Origin of the sequence: Exiguobacterium sp. s192, assembly GCF_018618795.1 — a bacterium.
Classification (GTDB): Bacteria; Bacillota; Bacilli; order Exiguobacteriales; family Exiguobacteriaceae; genus Exiguobacterium_A; species Exiguobacterium_A undae.
Window position 1 is genome coordinate 516,597 of the sequence record NZ_JACSMS010000001.1, and the last position, 25,833, is coordinate 542,429.

Sequence of the window (25,833 nt, forward strand, 5' to 3'; positions counted from 1 at the left end):
GAAAAAACATGATTATTCAAAAAGTGGCAGCGGGTGAGACGGTTGCCTTTTCGCTTCGGAACGGTGTCCTGCGTTTCGAGGATCAAGTCGAGATTGATTTGGCAGCACGTCAAGGGGAAATCGACCGGACGATTGATGTTTGTCTCGATAACAGTTTAGAGACGATGCGTGAAGGACTGGGCGCTTGGTATGTGGCGACTATTATCGTACCGGCTCGTCAACAAGAATACGTCGAGACTGACGAAGGGGGCGAAGTCGTCGACCTCCCACTCGACATGAAGAAGGTCGTCTTGAATTTGTGGCCACTTCCACAAGTCTATCTTGAACGAAAACAAGCAGAGCAAGAAGTCGAAGAATCGGAAACCCAAAATGAAGTCATGGAGGTTACAGAATAATGCCATTCGTACTCTCAGTAAAAGATACGTATCGTCAAGCAGTAGAAGCCGCGTCCGGTGGCCGAAACACCGTCATGTATGACGACAAAGGAAATCCGTCTGTCATGGTGTTCATCCCTCGCTTCAATTTAGCGGACGTCATCGACGGAGCACCAGCATCCCCGCACCCAGCGTTCATCGTCAATGGTATCGTCAAGGACGGCATTTGGATTTCGAAGTATCAGAATGTCATCCATGATGGACGGGCGTACAGTCTTCCGGGTATGAATCCGACGACGAGCATGAACATCGATGCCGCATCTGCTTCATGTAAAGCGAAAGGTGCAGGTTGGCACTTGATGACGAACGCTGAATGGGCAGCCATCGCACTCTGGTGCAAGAAAAACGGATCGATGCCACGAGGGAACAACAGTTATGGGAAAGATCATGCAGCGACGCATGAAACAGGTCGACTCGTGAACCCTGGGACACCAGATAAAATTTTAACGGGTACAGGACCGGTATCGTGGGCGCATGATGGAACGACGGCTGGCATCTATGACTTGAACGGAAATGTTCACGAGTATGTCGATGGACTTCGACTCGTGAACGGAAAAATATGGATGCATAAGGACAATGATTTTGGGACGGACCCGAACAGTCTAGCAGCATGGGTCGACACAGGCGTCTTTATCGACAATACGCTTGCGGGTACGGCAGATACGACTGGAACGAAAGCACCGGGTTCGATGCAATTCGCAGGCGACCGGACGAACCCGATGACGACACTTGGTGATGTGGACAACAACTATTCGTATAACTCACAAACCTTCGAATCAATGGCGGCGAAAAGTGGGTATACTGTACCAGAATTGCTGAAGTATCTTGCGATTGCCCCGACAGCGGGGTCTCATGGACTCGACGCGATCGAAGTACGGAACTACGGCACGCGAATCGCTTTCCGTGGTCGCTATTGGAATAGCATTTCCAATGCCGGCGTTTTCTCTCTGACTCTCCTTACTCCACGCGTGCACACGGATTCGAATGTCGGTTTCCGTTCTGCATTCGTTGGTTAAAAATACAAATAATATCATGAATGGGCGCCTTGCGAGGCGCCTTTTCTAATGAGTTAATATTCGATTTACGAAAACATAAAAGGTGATAAATCAAATAAAGATACTGCAAATCACAGTCGCAAGGGAGGGTTCATAAAATGGGAGAGGGTGCAAAACAATTGGAAGTCATCGAGACAATCCAACAGGATTTGGACAAGGTGAAAGAAGAAGTCGATATCTTGAAAGAAAGTGACAAGAATCAATGGAACATCATTAATACCGTCCAAGATGCGTTGAAAGTCATGACGCAGCAAGCAACACGAACAGATGAAAAGGTAGACCAGTTCTCACGTTCTTTCGATGTCTATAAAACTGAACAAGCTAAAGCGAATGGACATCAAGAGGGCATGATGGGCATTGTAAAAGACACGCTCGATAAAGTATTAGATATCAACAAGCAACAATCAGTTGAAACAGCCGCTACGAACCGATTAGAAAGTACAAACAAAAAAGAAGTTCGAGTCGAAGTCATTAAAGTTGTAGCAATCGCCGTTACAATTGTTGGATCTATCGCAGGTGCATTAGTAAAATTTTTATGAAATAGGAGGATATGATCATGACATACAAAGCATATGCAATTACAGCAGGCCATTCGGCTAAAGTGGTCGGGGCAGGAAGTAAGTATGGACAAGAACATGTCGAAGCAAGAAAAGTAGCGGATAAAGTTGCATCTATTATCAAAGCGAATGGGGGAGTAGTCTCACGTTGTGATGGAGATACAGCAACGACAGCAACCGGTGTTTGGCTCGAAGCGGTTCGAGAAGTAGATGCATTCGGAAATAAACACGGTGATGGGAATACGCTCGCTTTATCTATCCATTTCAATGCATTTAATGGTAAGGCAGAAGGGACTGAGTGTTTGTCATTTTCTTCACTCAAAGAAGAAGCAGCAAAGTATTCTGCAGCGATTGCAAAAGCTGGCGAATTTACGAATCGTGGGCATAAGGATGGCTCATGGGTTGGCTGGGTGCAAGAAACGGATCCTTATGCGTATCTCGTAGAAGTATGTTTTATCGACAATAAATCTGATATGGAGAAGTATAAAAAGAACTTTGACGCGATTTGTTATGCGATTGCATCTGTGGCAATGGGTAAACCAATCAAACCGTCTTCCGCAAAGCCAGAATCATCGCCAGCAAAGCCTAAACCGACTCCATCGAAGTCAACGACTGATGATTTATATCGCGTCAAAGTAGAGGGGAAGCAAGTTGGAGCGTATCGTTCGGATGCGAACGTATTAGATCAAATTGAAAAAGCACTCAAAGGCGATAAGAAGAAAATCGAGGTAGAGCGAGCATGATGGAAATTATGATTCTAGCCACAATCATAGCGCCAATAACGACCGGTCTGATAGAAGTATTCAAACAAGCGTTTAATTTTAAGAAAAACTTTATCCCATTAATCGGGATTATAATTGGATTGATCATTGGTTTTTTGGCTGCTCCAATTAGTGAAATTGATTTGTATTTACGTTTGTGGGCTGGAGGACTTGCTGGTTTATCTGCCTCAGGTTTATATGAACTGACTAGTAAACGTGAAGGCATGACCCAATAATGTATAACTCCCATCTTTTTGATGGGAGTTTATTCATTTGTTATTACATAAGAGGTTTTGATGAATTCGAATTCTATCCAAGATTCTATATAGTCGTAATCCATAGAAGAACGTATTATTTGAAGTTGCTTTTTACTTACACGTACTCTATACAAATCTTCGATTTTATTATTATACTGATCCCTATATTTCAAAGAAAGAATAAGTGTAGGTCTAGGAAACTTTTCTTGATCATCAAAAAAAATGTTATTTAAAATAATAAAATAGTGAGGTAAAAAAACTTTCTCAGTTTGATTGGGCTCTACAATTGAAAGGTAATTTGTACAAGAATCTACAATGACGTTTATATTTTGTCTCAAAAAAGCAAGATCATTCATTGATGTTAGTTTGAAGGAAAAAGAGTCTGGTTGAATCTGGCGGATGCTACTATCTGGAAAAGAAATAGCAATATTATTATCACTATTTGAATATGGCTGAACTGAATCAACACCCCCTTCTAATTTAAAAGAATAGCTTACATTGATAGCTAAATAAGAACTTACATTCAAAAGGGGAATAGAGAATCTACTCATACTCGGACTAACAAATAACTTTAGATTATCATCTGGCTGGGTCTGCCAATCAGAATGAATGAATGGGACTTTTGTTTTAAGTTGAACATTGTATGGAACTAGTCGTGGACGATTAAGTTTTCTGTTTTGAAGGTTTTGTTCTGAAAGTTGTTTTGAACTAATTTTTGCGGATCTACCTGCATAGAATGCTGCAACAGCTGCCGCGATAGCGGCAGCTGAATCAATCCATACCCCTGTCGACATTGAATTTCCTCCCATTCCTTTAACAATAAGAGAATAATAAAAAGAAGGAAAAATTACAATTGTTTTTAAATGGGTAAATAAGGGATTTAAATGTTATAATTTAGACTTCCCATAAGGGATGCGGGGAGGATCTAGCGGAGCACGGTCAAACGGTCAAAGTTGAGCCGGGGCGAACGCGAAAGGGGATCTTTCCCTTTCCCGTTGTATAGGTGGTTAATCGAAACTAAGCACAACTTGTTCATTTACTGAAGTGGATGCTTGTTGTGAACGGGACAATACGACATTTATTTTGGTCATGCATTCCGTACGCAACAATAATTCAACTTGATTTCCGGTCGTTAATTGTTCCATCACCCGCCTAATCTCGAACATGTCCCCAGTGATTGCTAATTGATTATCTCCCAGTAATAATATTTTCATCGCTTGCTAACCTCCCGTTCCCACGACGAGTAGCTGCACATTCACTAATTTATGAGTATTTACCACGTATAATTCACTTAGAAACACAATGAGGTGTGCAATTTAAAATTGCACACCTCATTTCACACTATGATGAATTTCCTCGATTACACACTCAATTTCACACTAAAGATATATCAGAAAACGATAGGACAACACCATCAAAAATCAAAGGCATCACGTATCTTCCTATTATATAGTAGGAGACTGACGAATCACCGTCTCGTCGACGAACATGACGTACTTTTTTGCCGTTGGATTCGACGCCCGAGGAATCAATTTTGATTCGTGGCGCGAATTTGATTTTGATGTGGCCAAGCCTACTCCTCCTCGCACGGTTCGGCAGGAACAGTCCAAGCTGTCTGCTACCCTAACTAGTGTTTACGACAAGTGTAACAAAATTTCCTGCTCAGAAACAGAATTCATCGGATTATTGCATCAGCTGGTCGATATAACGAACCGATTTGATGGTCTCATTAAATCGTTTTAGGCTGGTTTTCGGTTGAAACGCTTGAACGGAAAGTTGTTTCAGTTGATCGACAGCACTTTCGACCATCGCCGGACGTAAATATGGACTGTTTTGTGCATTTTTTTGCCAAGCTTCAATAAGGACGTCTGCTTGTTCAACGAATGGAATGACGTCTTTTTGAAAGTCGTATTCGTGACCATTGCGACCTGCTTGATAAATACGTTCGATATCTTGAAGTAACGGTTCTATTGTCATTTGTTTTTAACTACTCCTCTCGGCCGATACGATACAATCACATATCATGGTACAATAAACGCGTTAGGAGGGGAATCCTTTTGAATTACCCGAATGGTAAAAAATTTCAAAAACCGGTTGAACCGCAGGGTATTGCCATCCAAAGTGCGCGTTCGACAGGCTCGACATTCTCGAACCGAGGAATGAAGCTCGAGAAACTTATTAATGAAAGCAATATGTTTTATCTGACCCATAATCGGGCAATCATTCACAAGAAACCGACCCCCCTTCAAATCGTTCAAGTCGATTATCCGAAACGGTCTGCTGCCGTCGTCAAGGAAGCCTATTTCAAGCAACCGTCAACTACCGACTACAACGGTGTATACCGTGGAAAATATATCGATTTTGAAGCGAAGGAAACCAATCATAAAACGTCTTTTCCCCTGAAGAACTTTCATCCGCACCAAATTGAACATATGCGTCAATGTGTGGCACATGGAGGAATTTGTTTTGTCATCATTCGATTCAGTATGTATAATGTGCAATATGTGTTGTCTGTCGAGCATTTGTTCCCCTGGTGGGAGCAATTGGAAACCGGAAGAAAATCGATTCCGTTGGCAGACATCGAACACCACGGAATCAAATTAGAGACAGGTGCGTTTCCTGCGATTGATTATTTACCAGCAGTGGACGAGTTATATTTCACTTGAGAAACTTTACAGATTGAAGGAGAAGGATAGCATATGGAAAGAAGTCGTGTCGCGCGTCGTGAAGAAACGAAGACGTCAGCCAAACAAACGAACCGGACAAAACGTCCGAAAAAGAAAAAGACAGGCGGAGCCGGTGGAAAAGGACCGCTTTGGAAAAAGTTGTTACTCGTCGCCACCGGATTATTTATTGTCATGATGCTAGCGGGTGGCGGATTTGCCGCATATGCGATCGCCACAGCGCCGGAGCTCGATGAATCAAAGCTTCGGGATGCCCTTCCGCTGAAAATTTACGCCAGCAACAAAGAAGAGATTAAAAAAGGCGGAACGAGCCGAGAATATGTATCGATCAAAGAAGTCCCGGATGTCGTCAAAGACGCGTTCATCGCGATTGAGGACCGGCGTTTTTATCAACATAACGGGATTGACTTCCGTCGACTAGGCGGCGCCATCATTGCCAACATTACAGATGGCTTTGGATCAGAAGGTGCTTCGACCATTACGCAACAGGTCATCAAGCAGTCTTTCTTGAGTTCAGATAAAACCATCACCCGTAAAGTACAGGAACAATGGTTGGCGATTCGTTTAGAACGGGATTATACGAAAGAACAAATTCTTGAAATGTACTTGAACAAAAACTATTACGGTCAAGAATCATACGGGATTCAAACCGCCTCAAAAGCGTACTTCAACAAACCCGTTGATAAACTGAATTATGCGGAAGGCGCGATGCTTGCGGGTCTGCCCCAGCGTCCGTCTGCCTATGATCCGATCAACGGTGACCCGAAGTTGACGAAAGGACGCCAAACGCAGGTCCTCGATGCGATGTTGACGACCGGCGTCATCACACAGAAACAACGTGATCAAGGCGTCGAGCAACCAATTTCGAAATTGATTGATCCGGCACCAAAATCGACGGATGATGCCGCATACGACAGCGTCATCTTCGACATGGTCTCGCAAGAATTGGAAGATGTCTTTGGTCTTGAAGGAAAAGACATCTACGGTCAAGGATTAAAAATCTATACATCGATTGATAAACCGATGCATGATTATATGAACGAAGCAATCAAAAAAGACCAAGTTGTTCAGTTACCGGATTATGCCGAGGCTGCTGCGACTGCTGTTAATACACAAACAGGTGAGATTCTAGGGATCGTAGATGGTAAAAATCCCGGAACAGGTACTTCGCGCCGTAACTTTGCCAAAGAACCGCATCAACCGGGATCATCGGCAAAACCATTTTTCGCGTACGGACCAGCGATTGAAAATGAGAAGTGGTCAACGGCAAAAATGTTGACGGACCAAGAAACAGAAGTCAACGGGAAAAACATCGGGAACTACTACGATGGATACCGGGGAACAAACACGATTCGAAATTGGCTCAAAATTTCAGCCAATACACCGGCGATTCAAACGTACCAACAAATCGGAGACGATGCGGTGGAGAGTTTCGCTGCTAAATCTGGATTGAATTTAGAAAAGGATGAGTCGATTTCACCAGCGTATGCGATCGGTGGAATGAAACACGGATTCAATACGACACAGATGGCGTCCGCTTACGCCACACTTGGTAACGGCGGAGATTATATCAAACCGCACATCATCAAGACGATTGAATACAGTGACGGCTCAAAAATCAAATCACCCGTCAAACCGAAAAAAGCAATGGAAGATTATACGGCATACATGTTGACTGACATGTTGCGTGATGTCTTAAAACCAGGCGGAACATTCCCAAGCGCAGCGCTTGCGTTTGACGCCGCCGGTAAAACCGGAACAACGAATGCTTATAAAGATGTTTGGTTTGCCGGTTATACGTCGGATGTCTCGATCAGTGTCTGGACCGGAACAACAAAATCCGGCAACAACAATGATTTAGGGCTAAGTGGACCAACCAACAGTACGATGGCTCAAAACATTTGGAAAGATTTCGTCACGAAAACACGTGACCGGACACCGGCACCTTTCGAACAACCAAGTTCGGTTCTCAGCATCGGTGACGAACTGTACGTCAAAGGAACAAAAGAACCGGTTGTCGAAAAAAAGGCCGTACCAGCTCCGACTGGCTTACAAGCATCTTACAATGAAGAATCGGAGTCTGGTGAATTGACTTGGAGTTACAATGATTCAGCATTACGGACAAACGGCTATGACAGTGTGTCATTTGAAGTATCAATGACGGATCCGGACGGACAACAGTCGGTTATTGGTACAAGTTCAACGAATCGAATCGGTATCAGCGGACTGGATCCGGGACGGACGACGTTTACGGTCGTCGCTAAAGCATCCGGTGAGCAGTCCGGACCGGTCTCGACGACAGTGACAGTTGCTGAAGTCGAAACGGAAGAGCCGACAGAGGACGAACCAACGACGGACGAACCGGCGACGGATGAACCGGCAACAGACGAACCGGCAACAGACGAACCAACGACGGACGAACCGACGACGGACGAACCGGCAACGGATGAACCGGCAACGGACGAACCAACGACGGATGAACCGACGACGGACGAACCGACGACGGATGAACCGACGACGGACGAACCGACGACGGATGAACCGGCAACGGATGAACCGACGACGGACGAGCCGGCTGATGATGAAAACAGTGGAGCATCCACACAATCAGAAAACAATCGTCCGGCAAATGGAAATCAAGGTCGGGGCAATGATAATGCGCCGGCACCGGAAGAAACCGAATAAGCAATTGAATATTGACAGGTCAAATGACCCGTTAAGATGAACAAGACCGAAGAAGCGAATGAGTTTCTTCGGTCTTGCTTCTTTTTTTTGTATAATGGGAAAGAGGAAGGACGTGGGGCAATGGAATCGAGACAATCACTTGTCACCTATTTAGAAGAGTTAAAAACCGATCGCGCCTTCATGGAGCGCGTCACATATATGAAAACAATGGAAGCGACACCCGGTCGATACGCTGCGTTTCCAAACGAAATGCCGGAACGCTTGCGGCAGGCTCTGGAAAAGCGGGGGATTACGTCGTTGTACCGTCATCAAGAATTAGCTTTCCGGACTGTACAAGGTGGGGAATCAACCGTAATCGTCACACCAACGGCATCCGGGAAGACGTATTGTTTTAACTTACCGATTTTAAGTCATCTGTTAGCGAATCCGAATGCCCGAGCGTTGTATCTGTACCCGACCAAAGCTTTGGCACAGGATCAAAATAGTGAACTGCTCGAACTGATTGATGATCTCGAAGCTCCAATCCGTTGTTTTACGTACGACGGCGATACTTCGCCGACAATCCGGACAAAAGTTCGGAAAGCCGGCAATATCGTCATTACGAATCCGGATATGTTACACTCGGGTATTTTGCCGCATCATACGAAGTGGATTGAGCTGTTTGAAAACTTATCGCACATCGTCATCGATGAACTGCATACGTACCGAGGTGTCTTCGGAAGTCATGTCGCCAATGTCATTCGCCGGCTTCGCCGCATTTGCCGTTATTACGGGAGTGATCCGATTTTTATCATGACAAGTGCGACGATTGCCAATCCACAAGAGTTGGCAGAACGATTGACCGAAAAAAAGGTTCAGTTGATTGATGACAATGGAGCGCCGACCGGACGGAAACATTTTATCGTCTATCAACCGCCCATCGTCAATGCTCAACTCGGGATCCGGCGTTCGGCCACACTTGAGACCAAGCAGTTGGCTTCCCGCTTCATCAAAAAGAAATTTCAGACGATTGTCTTTGCCCGGTCCCGTGTCCGGGTCGAAGTGTTGTTGACGTATTTGCGAAGTCTCATTCGCCACGAACTCGGCCCGAAATCGATTGAAGGATACCGAGGCGGTTATTTGCCGAGTGAACGTCGTGATATTGAAAGACGTCTTCGCAAGGGTGAAATCACCGGAATCGTCTCGACCAATGCCTTGGAACTTGGCGTCGACATCGGTCAACTGCAAGTCTGTATCATGAATGGATATCCCGGAACGATTGCTTCTTTATGGCAACAAGCGGGACGAGCAGGGCGTCGTCAGGACGATGCGTTGATCATCTTAGTGGCGTCGTCCGGAATTCTCGATCAATACGTTGCCGAACGACCGGAACTCTTTTTAAATCAATCACCGGAAGCTGCTCGTTTGGATCCGGACAATTTAATCATTGCCGTCGATCATATCAAGTGTGCGGCATTCGAACTCCCGTTTCGCCAAGGCGAATCATTTGGTACTTTGGAGACGGAAGATATCTTGGAGTATCTCGTGGAGGAACGTGTTTTGAATCAACGGGGAGAACGCTACTATTGGATGAATGACGCGTTTCCCGCGCATGGCATTTCGTTGCGCTCGAGTGATCAGGAAAATGTCGTCATCGTCGATCAAACCGATGTCCCGAATCGTGTGATTGGCGAAATGGATACGTTTAGTGCGATGACATTGTTGCACGATGAGGCGATTTATCTTCACGGTGCCGATCAGTATCAAGTCGAGGTCTTGGATTTTGAAGAGAAAAAAGCATTTGTCCGTGCTGTAGATGTGGATTATTACACCGATGCCAATTTTTCCGTCGAGTTGTCTGTTTTGGATGAAGATGAAAGTTATACGAACGGAGCATTCAGTGTGGCGCGGGGAGATGTCAGTGTCCGGGGAATGGCAACGATGTTCAAGAAAATCAAGTTCGGAACCCATGAAAACATTGGCTCTGGACCGATTCATTTGCCGGAACGGGAAATCCACACGACCGGTGTCTGGTTTTCATTGCCGGAAAGCGCGACATCAAGCACGGAACTGGAACAAGTGCTCGAAGGAGTGGCCAACAGCCTGCGTCGCGTTGCCCCGCTGTATTTGATGTGTGATGCAAGTGACGTTTTTGTCGTTCCACAAGTCAAGGCAACGCATACTCAAAAACCGACAATCTATCTGTATGACCGTTATCCGGGGGGAGTCGGTCTCGCCGCATCGATATACAAGCAACGTCACATCATGTTACGGGCAGCGCGGGACTCGATTGAAACGTGTCCCTGTCAGGATGGTTGTCCGGCGTGTATCGGGATGGTCGGTCTCGCAGACGAAAAAGAACGGACGATCCGAATGCTTGCTGAAATGGAGACGGAATTATCATGAAAAATAAACTGAGACGGATGTTGAAGACGACGGAGTCAGAACCAAAAGAAAAACCGTCACCGACGAAACAGGAACAACAGGCAACAGCGGAACAAGCGGCTTGGTTGGAAAAAGGAGCCGATATTCTCACCTTTGAAGAGGAATGGATCGTACGCATCGATCACCGTTATCCGCTGACAGCTCAGCATGGACATCGTTCGTTTGAAGAGGTGTTTGAATCCCTTCAGCTTCCGCATCCACCGCTTGCACTCGATGTCCCGCTGGAACAAGTCATTTTTTTCGATACAGAAACGACCGGATTAAAAGGAACCGGCACAACGATTTTTTTACTCGGCTTCGCACGTTTTGAAAAAGGCGACTTGTTGATGCGGCAATATTTTTTACCGCATCCGCATTATGAAGCGGCTTTGTACCACCATTTTCTGCATGATATCGGGGAAGATGTTCGCTTTGTGACATACAATGGAAAGAGTTTTGACTGGCCACAAATCAAGACCCGTCATGTGTTTGTCCGAGAACGGGTCCCCCGTCTGCCGAAAGTAGGGCATTTAGACTTACTACACGTCTGTCGACGGATGTTCAAAGGATTGTACGATTCGTATCGACTGACACGGATGGAAGAACGAATCGGATTTGAACGGACAGATGATTTACCGGGATTTCTGGCACCGATGCATTATTTTCAATATGTCGAACATCAAAATCCGGCAATCATGGACGGCGTTCTCGAGCACCATCTCCATGACTGCCTGACTTTAGTCAGCCTGTACGATGAATGCAACCGGCTCGTGACGCACCGGCAAGACGCGTCGTCACAAATCCGGGAGAACATCGCTGTCTGGTTAGCCGACTTAGGCATCCATGAGCAATCGGTCAAACACTTTGGACAGGCGGAAGAACTGACGGCTCAAGGGTGGTTGCGGCAGGGATTTTTATACAAGAAACTCCGCCAATACGAAGAAGCCGTCGACTGTTTTCAAAAAAGCGAGACATATGAAGGGTATATCGAACTGGCCAAATGGGCCGAGCACATTGCAAAACGATCCGACGTTGCTTATGATTATACTGAACAGGCAAGAAAGATGTTAGAGCAGCACCAGTTATTGTCTTCGCGACGCGAACGCTTGATCACGGAACTGAATCATCGAAGTTTACGTCTGCAAAGGAAGTGTCAGCAATGAATGTTGTGGCAGTCTCCGGCTATAAGCCAAACGAACTGGGGATATTTGATCAAAAACACCCCGGGATTAAGATTTTAAAAGCCGCCTACCGGGAACGTCTGATCCGTTTGATTGAAGAGATGGGGACGACATGGTTTATTACGAGTGCTGCGCCTGGATGTGAGCTGTGGGCATGTGAAGTCATTCTTGAATTGAAGGAAGATTATCCGGACATCCGTCTAGGTATTTTGTTGCCGTTTCTGGAACAAGAGGCGAAATGGAAAGAACCGGTTCAAGCGCAATATCGTGCCGTGTTAAATCAAGCCGATTTTGTGGATGCGATTAGCCAAAAGCCTTACGAAAATCCTTCTCAGTTTCGAAATAAAACCGAATTCATGATTCAGAAGAGTCAGGGATTGTTATCCGTGTTTGATGAGGAACACGGAGGGTCCGCTAAGTATTTGGTGGAACGTGCTAAACTAGAGATGGAACGGTCCGATTATCAGCTGTTCTTGATCACACAAGACGACTTGGCGATGATGGAGCAGGAACAGAACTACAATGATCAATGGGAGTGAAGCGTATGTATAAGCCGTTATTGACAGCAGATGATATTTACAAAAAGGAATTCAAAACAGGGCTTCGAGGGTACGTCATCGAAGATGTGGATGGTTATTTGGATCAAGTCATTAAAGATTACGAAGGATTTGAGCGAGAAATCGATCGTTTAAAACGTGAGTTGGAAGAAGCGAAGGCGTCTTCTTCTGTCGGGATCAAACGGGAAGAGCGTCGTGTTGAACCAGAAGTGGCGCCGGCACCTGCCAATCCCTCGAACTACGACATGCTACGCCGGATTTCGAATTTGGAAAAAGCCGTATTCGGTCGTCCGCACAACGAAGAATGATGGCAGTCTTTTCAATGACACGCCAACAACTAAAAAGGACTTCTCGATCAGGCGAGAAGTCCTTTTTGGTTTGTCTTACGATCGATTGAGAAGATCCTCTGCACGAGGTAAATCTTCTTTCACGACATAGACGGCAACCCGATCATCTAAGTTTTTGCTGAAGCGGCGGAAAAGAAAAGACGTTTTGATGCCACGTTCGATGCGTACTTCAAGACCGGCTTGATCCAACCGGTCATAGTCACGTGCCAAGCGTTCCCCTTTTTCTCCAAATTCTTCACCGAGCAGAACCCAACGTAACGATTCTTTTGTGCGTCGCAAAACGATCACAAGAAACGCAAGAACAAGCACGGCAATCAATATTAAACGTATTGTGTTCACATCCATAAATCTGTTCACCTCATCTTTATCATACGTCCTTAACGGGCATAAAGTAAACGTTCAAGATAACGCGAAAATGGATTGATTTTTAATCCTTGTTGACGATACGCAATATATCCATCCGGACGAATCAAATAAAGTCCCGCTTGTTTAATCCCGAACTTCCGTGCGAGTTCACCGCCTTGATCGACGACACCATCGTCCTTCAGCTCCTGATGAATGGGGACGGTTTCGAACAAATCGGGATAGGAATAAGCCAGTTCTTTAAACGGTAGAAGTGTCGCGTCATCCGATTGACGCGGTAAAAAGAGCAACAGCAGGAAATTGCGGTCCGCCCGTCGTAACAAAAGTTCATTTTTTTTCGTTCGCGGATTCACGACTTCGCTGTAGGGCATCGGCTCACCGGGACGTGGTGTCAGAAGCGGGAACCGTCCTTGTGTGACGAACAGGTGGGATGCTTGGTAGTTGCTGTTGAGTTGCGCGATTCGATTGGTGACATAATGATGGAGTGGCGTGATTTTTAAACTGTTTCGAATGACTTTTTCTTGTAAGGGCAATAAAAAAGGCACATTGATTTGCAACAGTTCGGTGGCGAGATTGGTTGAGCGTAAGATACCGCGCGCCGCTTCCCTGCGTTCGACACTGTAAGAATCGAGTAAAGGAAAACTGGCCTTAAACCGGTGAACACACCATAACTTCCATGCCAAGTTCATTGCATCGGCAATACCGGTATTCATGCCTTGCCCACCGACGGGCGAATTGATGTGGGCGGCATCTCCAATTAAGTAGATGCGGTGGTGACCAAACTTCTCAATAATGCGATTGTGGACGCGGAACATGGAGTACCAGTGAACTTTCTTAAGGGTAAAAGGTACTTTGGCCCGGTTTTTCAAAAAATCTTCGATGGCTGCGTGGTCGGTTGGAACCGCACCATTCGTTAAGTTGCCGGTAATTCGGAATAAATTGGATTGGAGCGGGAACGATTCGATGACACCATGATCGGAAAAGAAGATATGCACTTCTTCAGACGACAACGGCCAATCGACCTCGATGTCCGCAAGTGCCCACGACTCTTTAAAGGATTTGCCGCTGAACGGCAGTCCAAGTTCACGCCGGACAAAGCTGTTGGCCCCGTCTGCTCCAATGATAAAGGAAGCATCGACGGTTTCAGTGACATCGTCTTTTCGAATCGAGGCACTGATGAACGTCGGGAACTGTGCAAAGCCGGTCAATTCGGTTTCGCGTTCCACCTGATGTCCATCTTCTTGCAAGCGTGTTTCAAGAATGCGTTCGGTTTCACTTTGAGGCAATAAGGTAACGAACGGAAACGGTGTGTTTAAATCGGTAAAGTCAAGCTTTGCTTGCCAAGCCCCGTTAACGTATAAGTTCCCTTGATTAATTTTAATGGCATTCTCCATTAGAGCATCGGCTACACCAAGACGTGCGAACAATTCAAGCGACCGGGCCTGAATACCGATGGCCTTTGAAACGACCGACGGACCGCTTGCCCGTTCGATGATGCGAAACGTCAATCCATACCGTGACAAGGCAAGCGCCAATGTCAAACCGGTTGGTCCAGCACCGATGATCAAAACATCTATTTTTTTCTTCACGGATAGCCCCCCTTATTTTACTTCTTAGCCAAAACTCGCTACCATTAAACTATCGACTTGGCGGGCAACCGTCTGAAAGGATGAGACCAGTGAACGAGCAATTATTTACGACAGAACGATTGATGAGCAACTTCAGAGAATACACACGTCAAAACGAAGCCCATATGACAACCATTCAAGCCCTCAATGCCTATTATAAGGTAGTGGCGGGATCGATTTTAGCCGACCGAATTGCTAAAAATGCCGATTTGATTGTCCGGATGCGTCATTTGGAAGAGGCTTATCAGAAAGTCGCGCAGGAAGCACGATGAGTGACTTTCAGCTCAGTGATGTCAAACGAGCATTTGAATCTTCGACGGAACGGCTCCCGAAAAACGCAGCAGCGGTATTGGTCCCACTGATCGAACGAGACGGGGGAGTCCATGTCTTGTTTCAAGTCCGTGCCAAAACGTTACGTTCGCAACCCGGTGAGATTGCCTTTCCGGGCGGACGGATTGATCCCGGAGAGCAACCGCGGGAAGCGGCCGTACGAGAGACAACGGAAGAGTTGAACCTAACGGAAGAAAACATCGAAGTCATCGGCACACTTGAACCGTTGGTCACACCCAACCGTTCGATCATCTATCCCTATGTCGGGATATTAACGGCGACGGACATTCACCCGTCACCGATGGAAGTCGATCATATCTTTTTCGTATCGCTCGCCGACTTACTGGCGGCAGAACCGATTCAGGGAGAGATGGAGTGGCGGATTCGTCCGGGCAAGAAAGTACCGACCGAACGCATGGCGAATCGTGACGCTTATTTGGACCGGACGTATAAAACCGTTGAACATTTTTATGAACATGAAGCCTATCTGATTTGGGGGCTGACGGCGAAAATCTTGCGGCAGATGTTGCGGACCTTAACGCAATACTAGCTTTTTCAACAGTTCTTTTATATGATTAAGAATATCTGAACGTGTCAGGAGATGAGTGAGATGGAAGAAGAAGAGCTATTTGATTATATCGTCGGTGATATGGTGAAAACAAAAGAAGGATGGGTCGCAGAAGTGACGGCAGTCTTGACGAATACTGTCGTAGGAGACCTTTCGCATACGAAAAACTTTGAATCACTTGGTTTTGAATTTGAGAAACAAGTTCTGATCAAATCGGAAATTGAATTATTAGAACGGAAATCAAAATAAGTAAGAAACCGGACAGATTGTTTCTGCCGGTTTTTTTGTTGTCTGAAGGAAGGAAAAGCAGGTTTCATAATAGGAAAATGAGGGAAATTTTACAAAGATAATAACGAACTCATATGAAATGTGCTTACAAACTAAAGATGGTGGAGGGATCGTGTGTGATTGAATTCAAGGAAGTCGGTAAAACCTATCCAGACGGAACAAAAGCGGTCCAAAAATTGAATTTTACGGTTGAAAAAGGCGAGATTTTTTGTTTGATTGGACCTTCAGGTTGTGGCAAGACCACGACAATGAAAATGGTCAATCGGTTAATCGATCATACAGAAGGCCAGATTTGGATTAACGGGCAACCGATCATGTCGATTGACGAGCATGAACTGCGCCGCCAGATTGGTTATGTCCTGCAACAGATTGCCCTGTTTCCGCACATGACAGTCGAAGAAAATGTATCGGTCGTCCCGAAATTGTTGAAGTGGGATAAAAAGAAGATTGACGAACGGGTCAAAACCCTGTTTCATCTGACCGGTCTGACTGAAAACCTGAGAAAAAAATACCCGAGCGAACTGTCGGGTGGTCAGCAACAACGCGTTGGTGTCATGCGCGCCTTGGCAGCGGAACAAGATGTCATCTTAATGGACGAACCGTTTTCTGCGCTCGATCCGATCTCACGGGATCAATTGCAAAATGATTTATTACGGTTAAATGATGAGCTCGGAAAAACGATTCTGTTTGTCACGCACGATATGAATGAGGCGTTGAAACTCGGAAGTCGGATTTGTCTGATGAATGACGGCGAAATTGTCCTTATTGGAACAAAAGAAGACATTTTAGCGAGTGAAGACCCGTTCGTGAAGGAATTCATGGGTCAAGTTAGGGGGATCGTTCAATGACAGGTTTGTTAGAAACGTATCAAGACCGGAAAACCGAACTGTTGCAAGCCTTGATTGAACATATTCAATTATCGGTCCTATCCCTCGTGATTGCCTGTTTAATTGCGATTCCACTGGGCATCTATCTATCCCGTAACAAAAAAATGAGCGAATGGTCGATTGGAGTCACGTCTGTCATTCAGACGATTCCTTCACTCGCTTTGCTCGGTCTGATGATTCCTCTTGTCGGGATCGGGACCGTTCCTTCGGTCATTGCCCTTGTCTTATATGCACTTTTACCGATTGTCCGCAATACGTATACGGGATTAGCAGAAGTGGATCCTTCGATTAAAGAGGCGGCACGCGCGTGCGGGATGACACCGACGCAAAGCCTGTTAAAAGTTGAACTTCCGCTCGCGTTACCGGTCATGATGGCCGGGGTGCGAACAGCGATGGTCTTGATTATCGGGACAGCGACGATTGCAGCGCTGATCGGCGCAGGAGGACTGGGGTCGATCATCTTGCTCGGGATTGACCGGAATGACAACTATCTGTTATTACTAGGGGCGATTCCGGCAGCATTGTTAGCCCTTTTATTTGACGGCTTATTACGACAAACGGAAGTGGCGACGAAGAAACGTCAAAAAGGGCGCTTGATTGTTGCGGTCGCTTTAATTGCGACGCTCATCATCACACCGTTTGCGCTTGGACGTACGGAACGACCTGATTTGGTCGTCGCCGGAAAACTGGGCGTTGAACCGGAAATTTTGATGAACATGTATAAATTGGTCATCGAGGACGAAACCGATTTGAATGTTCAAGTTAAACCGAATTTCGGAAAAACGACCTTTGTTTATAAAGCCCTGCAATCGGGTGACATTGATCTGTATCCGGAATTCACGGGAACGGTTTTAGCCAGTCTGACAAATGAAAAACCGGTTTCAAATGAAAAGCAAGCTGTTTTTGAACAAGCACGGGACGGTCTGGTCAAACAAGATCTGGCGTTACTCCCGCCGATGAATTACAACAATACGTATGCGGTGGCTGTTCCAAAAAAGGTTGCCGAACAGTATGACTTAAAAACGATTTCTGATTTACAGCAAGTTGCCGGACAGTTAAAAGCCGGATTTACGTTAGAGTTCAAAGACCGTCAAGATGGCTACAAAGGAATACAAGAGAAGTATGGCGTCAACTTTGAAGAAGTCGTGACGATGGAACCAAAATTACGCTACAAAGCGATTGAGTCGGGGGATATCCAAGTCATCGATGCCTATTCGACTGATCCTGAGATTGCGAAGTACGATATGGTCGTATTAGAAGACGATCAACAGTTGTTCCCGCCGTATGAGGGGGCGCCGCTGTTACGACAAGAGACACTGGATGAATATCCGGAAGTTGAGCAGGCACTGAAACGGTTAGACGGAAAGATTTCCGATGCCGAGATGTCACAAATGAATGAAGCTGTAGCTTATGGCGGAAAAACAGCCAACCAAGTGGCACGCGAGTATCTCGAGAAAGAAGGAATCATCCAATGAAGTTATTATTGATCAGTAATCCGACGGCCGGAACCAATCGGGCCGGATTGCTACAAGAGGTGATTGATCCCTTAGCCGCCATGTTTGATGAAATTGTCATCCGACAAACGAAACAGGCGCTGGACGCCCTTCAATTTGCCGAAGAATCAAGCGACTTCGACGCCCTCGTTGTCATTGGTGGAGACGGCACCGTGTTTGAAGTCATCAACGGAATTGCGAAACTGGACAAACGTCCGATTCTTGGGATTATTCCAGGCGGGACGTGTAATGATTTTGCAAGAACGTTAGGGTTGCCAATGGTGCCACGGCTCGCCGCGGAAATGATTGCGACCCAGCAAATCGTTGAGGTGGACCTTGGACAAGTAAATGATACGTATTTCCTGAACTTCGTCGGTTTAGGACTCGTGGCAGAGGCCTCGATCGGCATTGATACGGAAGAAAAGGCGCGTCTCGGGAAGATGGGTTATTATCTTTCGACCATCCGTTCCAGCATGGAAGCCGAACCGTTTTCCTATGAACTGGAGTTAGCGGAAGGACAGAAGATGACCGGAGAGGCTGTCTTGATTTTAGCGGCGAACGGCGAATCGTTAGGCGGGATTGAAACGAACTTGTCCCAAGGCGCCTACAACGACGGGAAACTGGATCTTGTAATCGTCGATGAAGTCAATTTGACGACGATCCGTGACGTCATCCTGCAAAAAATTGGCTTAACCAATGAACCATCCTTTACACATCTGTTGACGAGCGGATTTACCTTAAAAACGGATTCACCCAAAGTCATTGATACGGATGGTGAAAAAGCGATGCATTCACCGATTGAAGTAAAAGTTTTGCCGGAATTCTTAAAGATGTACAGTGGACGTGTCAGTCCTATGAACTAAGGTGAAGGGCGTAAAAGCTTCACCATCATACAACCGGAGACCCCTTGTCAGTCAGACAGGCAGTCTCCGGTTTTTTGATTTTTCCACGGAAATAAAGACGATTTATCACGAATATGCGGTTATGCTTTGACGCTTTAAAGAAAATGTTTGATAAAGGATGACTTCCGGCTTGAACTTTTGTACAATGGAAAAGTATTTTTGAAAAGGAGGTCGAGCACCATGAAAGGAAATGCATGGGCTTCGAAAGTCGGTTTTATTTTAGCAGCGGCAGGATCAGCGATTGGTCTGGGGGCAATCTGGAAGTTCCCGTATACGACAGGAACAAACGGTGGGGGCGCATTTTTACTGCTGTTTTTAGCGTTTACCTTGCTACTTGGATTACCTGTGCTGATCGCTGAGTTTTTAATTGGACGTACAAGTGGGAAAACAGCATTACGTGCCTTCTCCGAATTAGGCCATAAAAAATATACCTTCATTGGTGTTCTTGGTGTCATTGCTTGTTTTTTGTTGCTTTCATTCTACAGTGTCATCGGAGGATGGGTTTTGATCTACACGGTCCTCGGTTTTTCCGGCAGTCTGACCACGATGAACGGCGAGGCCTTAGGAGAGTTGTTCGGAACAATTTCAGCTTCTCCGCTGTACGCCATCACCGGACAGTTGGTTTTCCTGATCATCACGTGTGTCATCGTCTTACGCGGCGTCCAAGCTGGAATTGAAAAAATGAGTAAAATCATGATGCCGTTACTGTTTCTCTGTTTCATCGTTCTTGTTGTCCGCTCGTTGACGCTTGAAGGAGCAGGGGCAGGTGTCCGCTTCTTCATTGAACCGGATTTCTCAGCGCTTAGCCGGACATCGGTCCTTAGTGCGTTGGGTCAAGCGTTCTTCTCCTTATCATTAGGGGTGTCAGCGATGCTGACATATGCCTCTTATATGAAAGAGCGGGGACAAATCAATCGTTCGGCAGTCTGGATCGTCTCGCTGAACATCGTCGTCTCATTATTGGCCGGATTTGCGATTTTCCCGGCTGTCTTCGCATCGGGTCTTGACCCGGCGGAAGGACCGGCGCTGTTGTTCATCGTCTTACCGACGGTCTTCAGTCAAATCCAATTTGGTTCGATTTTCTTGACGCTGTTCTTCCTATTATTCGCCTTTGCTTCAATCACGTCGTCGATTGCGATGTTGGAAGTGGTCGTCTCGTCCATTACAGACCGGAAGCCGTCTGCGACGTTTAAAGACAAAAAACGCAATACGATCATTGCAACTGGATTGATTGCGCTCATCGGAATCCCTTCAGCACTTTCCTTTGGTCTCGCAAGTGAGTTGACATGGATGGATAAAACGATTTTTGATTGGATGGACTTTACGGTCTCGAATATCCTGATGCCGATCGGTGCGTTGCTGATTTCGTTTTTTGCCGGATTCAAGTTGGACCGTGCCTTGGTCGAACAGGAGCTGGTGACGAGTCCGATGATGAAACGAATGCTTCCTTTCTGGCGTTTTAGCGTCTGTTACCTGAGTCCGATCGCGATTTTGATCATCTTAATCTGGCCGTTGTTCGGTTCGTGATACTTCAAGAAATAAATCGTGTTCCAACAGCTGATCTGCAGTCCAAGCAGATCAGCTGTTTTTTTGTCTGCCTACGCACCGGTTCTCAGAAATCAAACTTGAGACGGATGTAACGGTGGATAGATTATGGTGAAATAAGAATAGCGGGAGGACTAACATTTCGCGAAAACGGGAAACTTTTTGTTATATGATCCGTAATGGTAAGATATAAGTAACGACACATCTAACACACAGGATAAATAGATGGATCAACTGAAAGAGGTGATGAGATGAAGTCTTCTACATGGTGGGTACTTGGTTCCATCGGTCTGATGTTCGTGTTTCTTCAAGTTGCAGATGCACTGGACTTCTCCGGTATCTTCATCGCGTTAGGATTGTGGTTCATTTGGAGCGGATACCGTGCGAAACCGGGCAAACGTTACCGGACAGAGCGAAAATCAACGGAACTTAAACGAAAAAACGTCAAAAAGAAATTACTGTTGGATGATGAAGATGAGTTTGTCGGCAGTGTCATCTTAAAACCGGAACAGGCGACGCGGCGATTTGATGAAACGGATGATCTGGAACTGCAAGTGTTGCAGCGTACGGTGGAGGAAGGATTTGTCAAATTACAGTCGTTTGATCAACTGATTCCGTCCATCCGTGACAGTGAAGTCCGTTCTGAAATGCGAATCGTATCCCGTGAGGCGCACGTCTTATTTGAAGAATTGTTCACCTCGCCACGTGAAGTGAAAAAAGTCCGGGACTTCTTTACGTTTTATCTGGATTCCTTACTCTCGATTTCCGAAAAATTCGCGGATTTAGAACGACGTGGAGCACAAGTTCAGGTCGACACGCGGGAACAATTGCAATCCAACCTCAAAATGATTGCCCAAAAATTAAAACAACAACAATCGCTCCTTTTGGAAGGAGATACGGTTGATCTAGAACGTGAATTGTTGACGATTGAAAAAGTGTTGGCACAAGAGTCCGAACAACGCAAACAGGAGGAGAGTTATAAACATGACCCATTCTGATAACAACAGTTGGCAACAATGGCCAGATGAAGAACAAGCGACACAACCTACGATTTCCGATCCCTCGGTGGACGTTAACCTTGCGGAAGCACCGGCTCATCAAGCGGTGCCAAGCCGACCGGTCGAAGAAATGATTCCGAATGATGTTCCGGCAGAGCAACGTCAAAAAATCGAGCGGCTGCTCCAAGTGATCGACTTGAAAAAATCGGATGCCGTCATGCAGTTCGGGGCACCGGTTCAGCGGGAGTTATCGCAATTCTCTGATCAAGTCTTAAGTGAAGTGAAGATGAAAGATGGCGGCGATGCTGGAAAGTTGCTGTCAGATTTGATGCAACGAGTTCGTCAAATGGATCCGGACACTTTACAAGAAAAGAAAAGTTTTTGGTCGAATGTACCGGTCATTGGACGAGCGAAGAAAAAAGCCGAAACATATTTCTTACAATATGAAAAAATGAGTGCTTATCTGGAAGAAGTGGTACACAATCTGGATCGTTCAAAATTTGGTCTGATGAAAGATATCACGTTACTCGATCAGATGTATCAAAAAAACAAGCGATACTTTGAAGAGTTGAACTTGTATATTGCTGCCGGTGAAACGAAGATTGCGCATGTCCGAGAGCATGAGATCGAACCGTTGCGGATGGAAGTCGAACGGACGCGTGATCAGACACGGCTCCAAGAGTTGAATGACATGATTCAACTGGCGGATCGGTTCGAAAAGAAAATCCATGATTTAAAATTATCGCGGACAATCAGTTTACAGATGGCGCCTCAGATTCGTGTCATTCAGCAAAACAATCAAATTTTGGCGGAAAAAATTGAGTCGGCAGTCGTCAATACGATTCCACTTTGGAAGAACCAAGTGGTGCTGTCACTCAGTCTATCAAGACAGAAAACGGCCCTGCAAATGCAAAAAGATGTCACGAATACGACCAATCAATTATTGGAACAAAATTCTCGTCTCTTAAAAGATTCATCGATTGAAATTGCAGAAGAGAATGAAAAAGGAATTGTTTCGGTCGAATCGTTAAAAGTCGCCCATCAAAACTTAATTGAGACATTAGATGAGACGCTTCGTATTCAACAAGACGGAAAACAAAAACGTCGGGATGCGGAACACGAACTGGAACGCATGGAAAACGAATTAAAACAAAAAGTGATTGAAGTTGCTTCGAAAAGTCGGGAGTTGCCAAATCGACCTTACTAAGGAACACGTTTACGTGTTCCTTAGTGGTTTATATAAAGGGGAGAACAGCGTGCAGAAACAACAACAATGGGATACGACGTGGCTTTTATTTGCGCGGATGATGGCGGATCGTCATTCGAAATGTGCCTCGAAGTCTGTTGCCTGTGTCATCGTAAAAGACGAAAAACCGATTTCAATCGGAATCAATGGGACACCAAGTCAACACGTCAACTGTAACGAGATTTATTTAAAACAAGCTGGGGTTTTATATAAAGCTTCGATCGACGAGGTCAAGGATACCGAGTCCGTTTTACATAATGGGCGGATGTTTTACCGCTGTACCAATCAAGAAGAACATCATGAGTGGTCCAAGCTAAACGAAATTCATGCCGAAATCAACGCGCTTGGAAAACTGGCGGCAGACTCGACGAGTGCCCGTCATGCGACGGCGTACGTCACGCACAGTCCGTGTCATGCCTGTAGTCTGGCTCTGATTGCGTCTAAAATTGATCGTGTCGTCTATTCAACAGGATATGAATATGGGGATGGATTGACGTTAATGCGGCAGAGTGGAATTGAAGTGATCCATCGTCCTTTGACGGAAGAATATTTTCTTGAAAGAATTTTCGATAAAGACTTGTAAACGCTTCCAACGCGTTGTATGATGAAATCAAGCATTGCCATGGTAATTATTCACTCTTCCATTCGGGATGATCTCTACAGAGATTGTCCCACTTTTTTTGAAAAAGTATTTGACACTCTTCCAAAATTCTGCAATGATGTATATAGAATATGACGAAGCGGAATGCCGCATTTTCATAAGAAATGCCCATCAAGGAGCTGGAATGCCAGGTCGTTGAAAAAAGTCCTGACTCACTGGAGTCAGGACTTTTTGTATTATAATGTAACAGTTAATGAATCGTGAAGGCGTGACGCCCGTGTCTTGCATTTATTGGCGGTGGCACCTGCTAAGACATTCATCAAACGTTGGCAGATGATATCATCTTGTGTTTGGTGAAGAAACAGCTGTTGAATGAATTGAGAAAAGACAACGTCATGTGTTGTGATTTGGCGCTTTAAAGTAGTCGAAGACATGCGATTCAATTCATCGACATCAAAACCGGCATCCGAACGGAAGGATGAGAGCACCAATAGTTTGACTTGATCACTGCGAACGGTTAACCCAATCGACTGGACGTAACTGCAAGCCGACGTAATCTCTTGCCGGATCAACTCGTGCAGTAAACAAGGGTCCTTAGAGATAAACGGATCGTATGCCGAAACGGCTTGACGAATTTGTTCACGTGTCGTGACATCAGGTGGGGCGAGCTCGTCTGATGCGACAACATCGTCATAACATGCAGATAATGAAGTAATCATCCCAGTATTCCTCCTTATAGTGGATAATTTGTATGCTACTGTCATCTTAAAACATAAATGAAGCGCTTACAATGATTGTTTTGACATTCCATCGTGAGATCAGATTTGATATGATGGAAAGCAGAGCAAACGAGAGGGGAATTGACGATGATTCGATTATTTAAAGCCATTCCTGACTATGAAATGCCCGCTTATCAAGGTGAACTTTATCAGTTGGAAGTTCCTGAATCGGCTGTTGGATTTTTAATTGCAGATCATGTTCCGGGTGAACAGGTGGAAGAGACATTACTCGTCGCCTCTGCTGAAATTAAGACCGGTCAAACCGGGCGACAATGGTTACAATTTACGTTCAACTCCCCGAGTGGAACGTGTAAAGGAAAACAATGGTTAAACCAAGGAACGGCAGAAGAAGCCATGCGTCCGTATCTCGAGACGGGAATCGTTCATGTCAAGGCGAAAGTGGAAGAGTACCCGGTGGACTCAGGTAATAAATCATTGACGGTCCAGCGTGTTCAAGCCGTCCATGATGTATCCGGAGCGATGTTGTTACCGCAGATGCCGGCTTCAGAATCACCTAGCTTGTACCGCGATCAACTGATCGGATTGATTGATCAGATGGAGGAGCCGCTGCGGCAAATCGCACATCGGGTCTTGGAAACGTATTGGTTCGATTTTTCGACCCGTCCGGCAGCACTCTATCACCATCATGCCTATATCGGCGGATTACTGAAGCATACAGCCTGTATGATGACGATTGGATATGGGATCTGTCAGTCTGAACGCTCCAATTTAACATTGCTTCAATGTATTCAAGAAGCAGAAGCTGATCATAAAAATGACTTATTCCAAGCGAATGACCGGGAAATGCGACAGTTTGCTTGGGATGACAGTTTTGACGCCTTGTATCAAGCGGCCCGATCAATCGCCTTGTTAAATGAAGCACCGCGTCAAGACGAGTTATTACTGGGAATCTTATTGCATGATATCGGAAAAATCTTCGAATATACGCACCTGGGTGCATCATCCGATCGATTTGCGCGTTTGCTTCAAATTGAAACGGAAGAAGACCAGGCATCCGGCATTGCGCTTGATCCAAACGGTGTTCTGGTCGGGCATATGCCCTACGGCTGTTTCGTGTTGGAACAGGCGCTTCAGCAACTGGCCATTCGATTACCGGTTCCACAATACCATCGATTGATGCATATGATTTTATCGCATCATGGTAAAAAAGAATGGGGTTCGAGCGTAACACCACAGACAACCGATGCCTGGTACTTACATGCAATTGATCTGTTGGATGCGCGAAAAGAAAAGTGGAGACAAACCCAACAGTCTTAAGGAGTG

At 45.7% G+C, this 25,833-nt stretch carries 29 protein-coding genes; 22 read left to right on the forward strand and 7 right to left on the reverse strand.

Annotated features, from left to right (window positions below):
- Positions 1-8: 8 nt before the first annotated feature.
- From KNP87_RS02660 to KNP87_RS02680, 5 genes are all read left to right on the forward strand, one after another.
- On the forward strand, positions 9-395 hold the full coding sequence (locus tag KNP87_RS02660; protein WP_214720737.1) for an AAA family ATPase: 387 nt from the start codon (positions 9-11) through the stop codon (positions 393-395).
- Positions 395-1,450, forward strand: a complete 1,056-nt coding sequence (locus KNP87_RS02665) for an SUMF1/EgtB/PvdO family nonheme iron enzyme (protein ID WP_214720738.1) — start codon at positions 395-397, stop codon at positions 1,448-1,450. The genes KNP87_RS02660 and KNP87_RS02665 overlap by 1 nt, the downstream gene beginning before the upstream one ends.
- Before the next feature lie 137 nt (positions 1,451-1,587).
- A complete protein-coding gene (locus KNP87_RS02670) occupies positions 1,588-2,028 on the forward strand; it encodes a hypothetical protein (protein WP_214720739.1) in 441 nt (146 codons plus the stop codon).
- A gap of 17 nt (positions 2,029-2,045) precedes the next feature.
- The gene (locus KNP87_RS02675) at positions 2,046-2,789 is read left to right on the forward strand and encodes an N-acetylmuramoyl-L-alanine amidase (protein ID WP_214720740.1); all 744 of its coding nucleotides are present in this window, start codon (positions 2,046-2,048) and stop codon (positions 2,787-2,789) included.
- Entirely contained in the window at positions 2,786-3,043 is a 258-nt protein-coding gene (locus KNP87_RS02680; protein ID WP_214720741.1) for a holin, read from the forward strand. Before KNP87_RS02675 ends, KNP87_RS02680 begins: the two co-directional genes overlap by 4 nt.
- Before the next feature lie 29 nt (positions 3,044-3,072).
- On the opposite strand, the gene KNP87_RS02685 is transcribed toward KNP87_RS02680, so the two are convergent.
- The 4 genes from KNP87_RS02685 to KNP87_RS02695 form a co-directional block, all read right to left on the reverse strand.
- Complete coding sequence (locus tag KNP87_RS02685; protein ID WP_214720742.1) at positions 3,073-3,858, reverse strand: hypothetical protein; 786 nt, start codon at positions 3,856-3,858, stop codon at positions 3,073-3,075.
- A gap of 213 nt (positions 3,859-4,071) precedes the next feature.
- A complete protein-coding gene (locus KNP87_RS02690) occupies positions 4,072-4,278 on the reverse strand; it encodes a hypothetical protein (RefSeq protein WP_214720743.1) in 207 nt (68 codons plus the stop codon).
- Positions 4,279-4,509: 231 nt separating this feature from the next.
- Positions 4,510-4,635 (reverse strand): hypothetical protein, encoded by a 126-nt coding sequence (locus KNP87_RS17320; RefSeq protein WP_285801200.1) that lies wholly within the window; start codon positions 4,633-4,635, stop codon positions 4,510-4,512.
- Positions 4,636-4,747: 112 nt separating this feature from the next.
- Entirely contained in the window at positions 4,748-5,041 is a 294-nt protein-coding gene (locus KNP87_RS02695) for a DUF1798 family protein (RefSeq protein WP_214720744.1), read from the reverse strand.
- A gap of 74 nt (positions 5,042-5,115) precedes the next feature.
- Between KNP87_RS02695 and recU the strand changes: the two genes are divergently transcribed.
- From recU to gpsB, 6 genes are all read left to right on the forward strand, one after another.
- Positions 5,116-5,730 carry a Holliday junction resolvase RecU gene (gene recU, locus KNP87_RS02700; protein WP_214721028.1) on the forward strand — a complete coding sequence of 205 codons (615 nt, stop codon included), beginning with the start codon at positions 5,116-5,118 and terminating at the stop codon, positions 5,728-5,730.
- A gap of 33 nt (positions 5,731-5,763) precedes the next feature.
- Positions 5,764-8,433: a PBP1A family penicillin-binding protein gene (locus tag KNP87_RS02705; protein ID WP_214720745.1), complete on the forward strand. Its 2,670-nt coding sequence runs from the start codon at positions 5,764-5,766 to the stop codon at positions 8,431-8,433.
- A 120-nt stretch (positions 8,434-8,553) separates the two neighbouring features.
- Complete coding sequence (locus tag KNP87_RS02710; RefSeq protein ID WP_119923150.1) at positions 8,554-10,818, forward strand: DEAD/DEAH box helicase; 2,265 nt, start codon at positions 8,554-8,556, stop codon at positions 10,816-10,818.
- Entirely contained in the window at positions 10,815-11,999 is a 1,185-nt protein-coding gene (locus KNP87_RS02715; RefSeq protein ID WP_214720746.1) for a ribonuclease H-like domain-containing protein, read from the forward strand. Before KNP87_RS02710 ends, KNP87_RS02715 begins: the two co-directional genes overlap by 4 nt.
- Entirely contained in the window at positions 11,996-12,556 is a 561-nt protein-coding gene (locus tag KNP87_RS02720) for an SLOG family protein (protein ID WP_026832733.1), read from the forward strand. Before KNP87_RS02715 ends, KNP87_RS02720 begins: the two co-directional genes overlap by 4 nt.
- Before the next feature lie 5 nt (positions 12,557-12,561).
- A complete protein-coding gene (gene gpsB, locus KNP87_RS02725) occupies positions 12,562-12,882 on the forward strand; it encodes a cell division regulator GpsB (protein WP_051524806.1) in 321 nt (106 codons plus the stop codon).
- A 75-nt stretch (positions 12,883-12,957) separates the two neighbouring features.
- Here the strand turns inward: gpsB and KNP87_RS02730 are convergent, their stop codons facing one another.
- Positions 12,958-13,266, reverse strand: coding sequence for a hypothetical protein (locus tag KNP87_RS02730; protein ID WP_026832735.1), 309 nt, complete (start codon positions 13,264-13,266; stop codon positions 12,958-12,960).
- A 32-nt stretch (positions 13,267-13,298) separates the two neighbouring features.
- Positions 13,299-14,873, reverse strand: coding sequence for an FAD-dependent monooxygenase (locus KNP87_RS02735; RefSeq protein WP_214720747.1), 1,575 nt, complete (start codon positions 14,871-14,873; stop codon positions 13,299-13,301).
- A gap of 80 nt (positions 14,874-14,953) precedes the next feature.
- Between KNP87_RS02735 and yvfG the strand changes: the two genes are divergently transcribed.
- The 10 genes from yvfG to KNP87_RS02785 all read left to right on the forward strand — a co-directional run bounded on the left by yvfG (position 14,954) and on the right by KNP87_RS02785 (position 23,752).
- Positions 14,954-15,184 carry a protein YvfG gene (yvfG, locus tag KNP87_RS02740; protein ID WP_235184650.1) on the forward strand — a complete coding sequence of 77 codons (231 nt, stop codon included), beginning with the start codon at positions 14,954-14,956 and terminating at the stop codon, positions 15,182-15,184.
- Positions 15,181-15,792, forward strand: coding sequence for an NUDIX hydrolase (locus KNP87_RS02745; protein WP_214720748.1), 612 nt, complete (start codon positions 15,181-15,183; stop codon positions 15,790-15,792). The genes yvfG and KNP87_RS02745 overlap by 4 nt, the downstream gene beginning before the upstream one ends.
- Positions 15,793-15,852: 60 nt before the next feature.
- A complete protein-coding gene (locus tag KNP87_RS02750; protein ID WP_026832739.1) occupies positions 15,853-16,059 on the forward strand; it encodes a hypothetical protein in 207 nt (68 codons plus the stop codon).
- A 155-nt stretch (positions 16,060-16,214) separates the two neighbouring features.
- Positions 16,215-16,946, forward strand: coding sequence for an ABC transporter ATP-binding protein (locus tag KNP87_RS02755; RefSeq protein WP_214720749.1), 732 nt, complete (start codon positions 16,215-16,217; stop codon positions 16,944-16,946).
- The gene (locus KNP87_RS02760) at positions 16,943-18,460 is read left to right on the forward strand and encodes an ABC transporter permease/substrate-binding protein (RefSeq protein ID WP_119923146.1); all 1,518 of its coding nucleotides are present in this window, start codon (positions 16,943-16,945) and stop codon (positions 18,458-18,460) included. The genes KNP87_RS02755 and KNP87_RS02760 overlap by 4 nt, the downstream gene beginning before the upstream one ends.
- Positions 18,457-19,341: a diacylglycerol/lipid kinase family protein gene (locus tag KNP87_RS02765; RefSeq protein ID WP_214720750.1), complete on the forward strand. Its 885-nt coding sequence runs from the start codon at positions 18,457-18,459 to the stop codon at positions 19,339-19,341. Before KNP87_RS02760 ends, KNP87_RS02765 begins: the two co-directional genes overlap by 4 nt.
- Positions 19,342-19,560: 219 nt before the next feature.
- Positions 19,561-20,907, forward strand: coding sequence for a sodium-dependent transporter (locus KNP87_RS02770; protein WP_026832743.1), 1,347 nt, complete (start codon positions 19,561-19,563; stop codon positions 20,905-20,907).
- Between the two features lie 269 nt (positions 20,908-21,176).
- A complete protein-coding gene (locus KNP87_RS02775; RefSeq protein ID WP_026832744.1) occupies positions 21,177-21,923 on the forward strand; it encodes a 5-bromo-4-chloroindolyl phosphate hydrolysis family protein in 747 nt (248 codons plus the stop codon).
- Entirely contained in the window at positions 21,910-23,130 is a 1,221-nt protein-coding gene (locus KNP87_RS02780) for a toxic anion resistance protein (protein WP_026832745.1), read from the forward strand. The genes KNP87_RS02775 and KNP87_RS02780 overlap by 14 nt, the downstream gene beginning before the upstream one ends.
- 49 nt (positions 23,131-23,179) lie before the next feature.
- The gene (locus KNP87_RS02785; RefSeq protein WP_026832746.1) at positions 23,180-23,752 is read left to right on the forward strand and encodes a deoxycytidylate deaminase; all 573 of its coding nucleotides are present in this window, start codon (positions 23,180-23,182) and stop codon (positions 23,750-23,752) included.
- Between the two features lie 254 nt (positions 23,753-24,006).
- On the opposite strand, the gene KNP87_RS02790 is transcribed toward KNP87_RS02785, so the two are convergent.
- The gene (locus KNP87_RS02790) at positions 24,007-24,489 is read right to left on the reverse strand and encodes a hypothetical protein (RefSeq protein WP_026832747.1); all 483 of its coding nucleotides are present in this window, start codon (positions 24,487-24,489) and stop codon (positions 24,007-24,009) included.
- A 147-nt stretch (positions 24,490-24,636) separates the two neighbouring features.
- Here KNP87_RS02790 and KNP87_RS02795 point away from each other — a divergent pair, with 147 nt between their 5' ends.
- A complete protein-coding gene (locus tag KNP87_RS02795) occupies positions 24,637-25,827 on the forward strand; it encodes an HD domain-containing protein (protein ID WP_214720751.1) in 1,191 nt (396 codons plus the stop codon).
- The last annotated feature ends 6 nt before the right edge of the window (positions 25,828-25,833 follow it).

Coding starts and splice junctions, on each gene's coding strand:
- KNP87_RS02685 (WP_214720742.1), bottom strand. CDS start 3,858: ATGTCGACAGGGGTATGGATTGATTCAGCTGCCGCTATCGCGGCAGCT.
- yvfG (WP_235184650.1), top strand. CDS start 14,954: ATGAGACCAGTGAACGAGCAATTATTTACGACAGAACGATTGATGAGC.
- KNP87_RS02750 (WP_026832739.1), top strand. CDS start 15,853: ATGGAAGAAGAAGAGCTATTTGATTATATCGTCGGTGATATGGTGAAA.
- KNP87_RS02790 (WP_026832747.1), bottom strand. CDS start 24,489: ATGATTACTTCATTATCTGCATGTTATGACGATGTTGTCGCATCAGAC.
- KNP87_RS02710 (WP_119923150.1), top strand. CDS start 8,554: ATGGAATCGAGACAATCACTTGTCACCTATTTAGAAGAGTTAAAAACC.
- KNP87_RS02660 (WP_214720737.1), top strand. CDS start 9: ATGATTATTCAAAAAGTGGCAGCGGGTGAGACGGTTGCCTTTTCGCTT.
- KNP87_RS02765 (WP_214720750.1), top strand. CDS start 18,457: ATGAAGTTATTATTGATCAGTAATCCGACGGCCGGAACCAATCGGGCC.
- KNP87_RS02745 (WP_214720748.1), top strand. CDS start 15,181: ATGAGTGACTTTCAGCTCAGTGATGTCAAACGAGCATTTGAATCTTCG.
- gpsB (WP_051524806.1), top strand. CDS start 12,562: ATGTATAAGCCGTTATTGACAGCAGATGATATTTACAAAAAGGAATTC.
- KNP87_RS02695 (WP_214720744.1), bottom strand. CDS start 5,041: ATGACAATAGAACCGTTACTTCAAGATATCGAACGTATTTATCAAGCA.
- KNP87_RS02720 (WP_026832733.1), top strand. CDS start 11,996: ATGAATGTTGTGGCAGTCTCCGGCTATAAGCCAAACGAACTGGGGATA.
- KNP87_RS02780 (WP_026832745.1), top strand. CDS start 21,910: ATGACCCATTCTGATAACAACAGTTGGCAACAATGGCCAGATGAAGAA.
- KNP87_RS02705 (WP_214720745.1), top strand. CDS start 5,764: ATGGAAAGAAGTCGTGTCGCGCGTCGTGAAGAAACGAAGACGTCAGCC.
- KNP87_RS02665 (WP_214720738.1), top strand. CDS start 395: ATGCCATTCGTACTCTCAGTAAAAGATACGTATCGTCAAGCAGTAGAA.
- KNP87_RS02715 (WP_214720746.1), top strand. CDS start 10,815: ATGAAAAATAAACTGAGACGGATGTTGAAGACGACGGAGTCAGAACCA.
- KNP87_RS02795 (WP_214720751.1), top strand. CDS start 24,637: ATGATTCGATTATTTAAAGCCATTCCTGACTATGAAATGCCCGCTTAT.
- KNP87_RS02670 (WP_214720739.1), top strand. CDS start 1,588: ATGGGAGAGGGTGCAAAACAATTGGAAGTCATCGAGACAATCCAACAG.
- KNP87_RS02760 (WP_119923146.1), top strand. CDS start 16,943: ATGACAGGTTTGTTAGAAACGTATCAAGACCGGAAAACCGAACTGTTG.
- KNP87_RS02675 (WP_214720740.1), top strand. CDS start 2,046: ATGACATACAAAGCATATGCAATTACAGCAGGCCATTCGGCTAAAGTG.
- KNP87_RS02730 (WP_026832735.1), bottom strand. CDS start 13,266: ATGGATGTGAACACAATACGTTTAATATTGATTGCCGTGCTTGTTCTT.
- KNP87_RS02690 (WP_214720743.1), bottom strand. CDS start 4,278: ATGAAAATATTATTACTGGGAGATAATCAATTAGCAATCACTGGGGAC.
- KNP87_RS02680 (WP_214720741.1), top strand. CDS start 2,786: ATGATGGAAATTATGATTCTAGCCACAATCATAGCGCCAATAACGACC.
- KNP87_RS02770 (WP_026832743.1), top strand. CDS start 19,561: ATGAAAGGAAATGCATGGGCTTCGAAAGTCGGTTTTATTTTAGCAGCG.
- KNP87_RS02775 (WP_026832744.1), top strand. CDS start 21,177: ATGAAGTCTTCTACATGGTGGGTACTTGGTTCCATCGGTCTGATGTTC.